Genomic DNA, 3,103 nt, shown 5'->3' with positions numbered 1-3,103 from the left:
TGTTGGTGTTGAGGATCTTCCAGGCCGTGCCATTGGACTTGCAGGTCTTCGAGCCGTCGGCAGCGTCGGTCACTTCGATGATGTAGCCGGGGAACAGCGATGCGTCAGGCAGCGTGCCCAGGGTGAATTGCCCAGGGCGGAATGCCCCGGTGAGCCGCCCAGGCCCTACAACCGTCAGCTTGTCCGAGCCGCTTTGCGTGGTGGTTCCGATCCGCAGGTCACCGCTCAGGTAGTTCGGGGCATTGCCGGCGGCGTATACGTTCCAGCGCTCGTATCCGCTCTGCACGCCCTGGTTGAGGCGCAGAGCGCAAGCCATGGTGATGCCGGTGGCGGGCACGGAGTCGACGCGAAACCCATCGTGCTCCGTTACCGTCACGTTGGTACCCAGGCCCGGCGCGATACTGGTGAAGGTCGAGGTCAGCGCGACGACGGTCGGTGACACCTGCGCGGGAAGGTTCACCGCGCCACCAAAGGCGCTGCTGAACCCCAGCACGCTGTAGGTGCCCGCCGAAAAGACCCCATACTGGCTGCCCGTCACCGGCGGCGTCCCTCGCACGTTGAGCAGGAACCTGTCCCCAGGCGCTGCGCCAATACCCACGCAACCAGTGAGCGTGAGGTTATCCAGCGTCTGCTGCCCTACCGGCACTTTGCCCATGGCGTCCAGTGCAGCAACACCATTGGCCGCCCCGCGCTGGGTGCTGGCCAGCTTGCTCTCCAAGGCCACCTGCAAGTCGGTTACCGTGCTGATAGCCTGGGAGCCGGTGTGCGTGGAGCGGTCCCGCAGCTGCGCATCCGTGGCGTTGATCGGCTCCCAGGCCGAGCCGTTGGACTTGTAGGCGCGGACGCCGCCTGAGCCATCGGCAACATCAATGATGTAGTTCGGGGTCAGGCTGGGCTCTGGCAGCGTGGCCAACGTGTACTGGCCCAGGCGCATGGGGCCGAACAGCGTCAGCTTGGTGATGAACGCTTCCCGCCAGCGCTTGAGCAGAGCGCCCAAGTCAAAGCCGTTGTCCTCGCCCGGGTTGAACCCGTTCGTGAAGATCTCGGCGATTTTCAGGCCAACCTTCGACGTGGCATCCGCCGCCGCGTAGAACCATGTCCGGGTAGACGCCGTGTAGATCGTGCTGCCGCCCCCGACGATCACCAGGTTGGCGTCCGGGGTACTGGTCTGCTGCAAGGTCAGAATGTCGGCCTGGCTGCTATCCCGGTGCGGGGTCAGGATGCGCCCGAACACATCCCCGGCCGACACAAAGCCGTTTCGCAGATACCCCGTTCGGGTGCCCAGCAGCTCGACGCTGTTGGCCGTCAGGTTCACCCAGTACGGAGCGAACTCGCGCGCTGACGTCCACACCAAGACCAGAAAGGCCTGGTTGTTCTGGTTGAATACCTCGACTCGGCTGGCCGTTGGAATCTCGATAATCCCCATCGGCGTGATGGTGACCGCCGAGGAGTACCAGGAAAATCGCGGCACCTGCACATCGGCCATGTAGCGCAGGATTTCCTGCATGGTGCTGAAAACCGCACCGCTGAACGGGTTGTAGATCTTGCCATCCGGCCCACGCGGAAAGATTCCGGTGACACTGCGCTCCATGTTGAACGGCGTGTATGGATCGCTGATATCCGAGTAGTTCACGCCCTCGGCGTCGTACTCAGTGAGCAGCAGGATGCCCCCCACATCCGCATCAGGGCTCCCCGGGCGAGCGGTGATGATGAGGTGGCTGATGGTGCCGTCTGGGCGCAGCGACAATCCTTCCGACTCGGTTCGCAGGCACAGGTGGCCAGCTGCCGACAGCCGCGCCATCATCTTCTCGGCTCGAACGGTCCCGTAATCCACAAGAGAGCCGTCGAGCTCGCACACCGCCATGCCAATCGCCGCCACCGGCAAAGCGACCGTGCCGTCCGTTTCGGGAATATACGAGCCGCCCAGGCCGAACAGCACGCGACCTCCCTGCAGTGCCACCCCCTGGGTCTTCGGCACGTAGGAATAGTGCGCGCTGGTCGACAGCTGCCAGCCAACCACGTTTTTGGCGACATAGAACTCGCCCCGGCGGACGAAGTTTTTGTCGTAAATCAACCAGCGGGTACGGGAGCCCTCCGTCCCCATGTCGACCTGTTGCTGCTCAATGATCCATCGGCCACTGTCGTAGGCGTACTGCAGGCCCACACCGGTCAAACCGGTGCTGACCCCAGCCAGGGTTGCCCCTTTTGCCGGCAGAGCGCTGATGTCGTAGGCGTGCAGCCCATCAGTGCCCGCCTTGTTGTAGAGCTTTCGCACACCGCCTTCAGTGATGATCACCAGGCTTTCCCCGCCTGGGGCAATCATGAACCAGCCGCCGTACACACCCGTTGCCTGGAACCAGGCAATCACGGCCTTGGAGCCGTTGGCATACTTGATGTAGATCCGGCCCGACTCGTCGTAGCAATGGCCCTGCGGGTAGATGTTGCCTTGGCTCGGGCTGCCGGCCGCGACAAAGGCCGCCGCGATGTCCGGGAAGTTCAGGGCCAGTTCCCGCGCCACCGACTTGATGAATATCAAGTCCCGCGTCTTTGCCAGGGCGTTGAACCCTGCAATTGCCGGTGCCACCTCAGCGGCTGAGGCCTTCTGGTCCAGGGCCAGCTTCTGCGCGGTACTGACTGGCTTGTCGAGGTCTGAGGTGTTGTTCACCTGATCCAGGCCAACTGCGCCCTTGGCCTGCTCTACCGTCTTGGAGCCGAGTAGCGCCTGGACCGGGTTGCTCCACGCCGACGCGATGGCCTCGCGGAGCTTGGTCAGCGTCTGTTTCTTGGTGCTGCGGCTCTGCACGACCGGATAGAGGTCGGCCTCCTTCGGGTCAACCGATGGCGGGAGCTTGGAAATTTCAATTTGTTCAGCCATTCATCACCCCGTGATGATCGTCTTGCCGTCTTCGGTCGCCAGTTCAGAGCCGTCCTCGGTGATGAGCGCATACGCGCTCACACCGGGCCACTTCTCGTTGACCGCGATGTCGACAATGTCGGATTGGGTTAGGTATTCAGGAGCGATCGTGAACCATTGCTCGTCGTACAGCGGGCGCTTGTACACCTCGAGCTCGGCGGTGAATCGCCAGAGGTCGACGCCAACGAG

Annotated in this window: 1 protein-coding gene and 1 pseudogene; both read right to left on the bottom strand. The window is 63.1% G+C overall.

Annotation, left to right across the window (positions count from 1 at the left end; all coding sequences use genetic code 11):
* Positions 1-2,875 (bottom strand): hypothetical protein (locus HP547_RS28075; RefSeq protein WP_218583503.1); only part of this gene is annotated, 2,875 nt, incomplete at its 3' end.
* A gap of 3 nt (positions 2,876-2,878) precedes the next feature.
* Positions 2,879-3,103: pseudogene (locus tag HP547_RS28070) on the bottom strand (hypothetical protein); the annotation flags it as partial.

Source organism: Pseudomonas sp. CM27 (genome assembly GCF_013179515.1).
Taxonomy (GTDB): domain Bacteria; phylum Pseudomonadota; class Gammaproteobacteria; order Pseudomonadales; family Pseudomonadaceae; genus Aquipseudomonas.
Note: the sequence above shows the minus strand (reverse complement) of the source record. Positions and strands in the feature narration are given on the sequence as shown.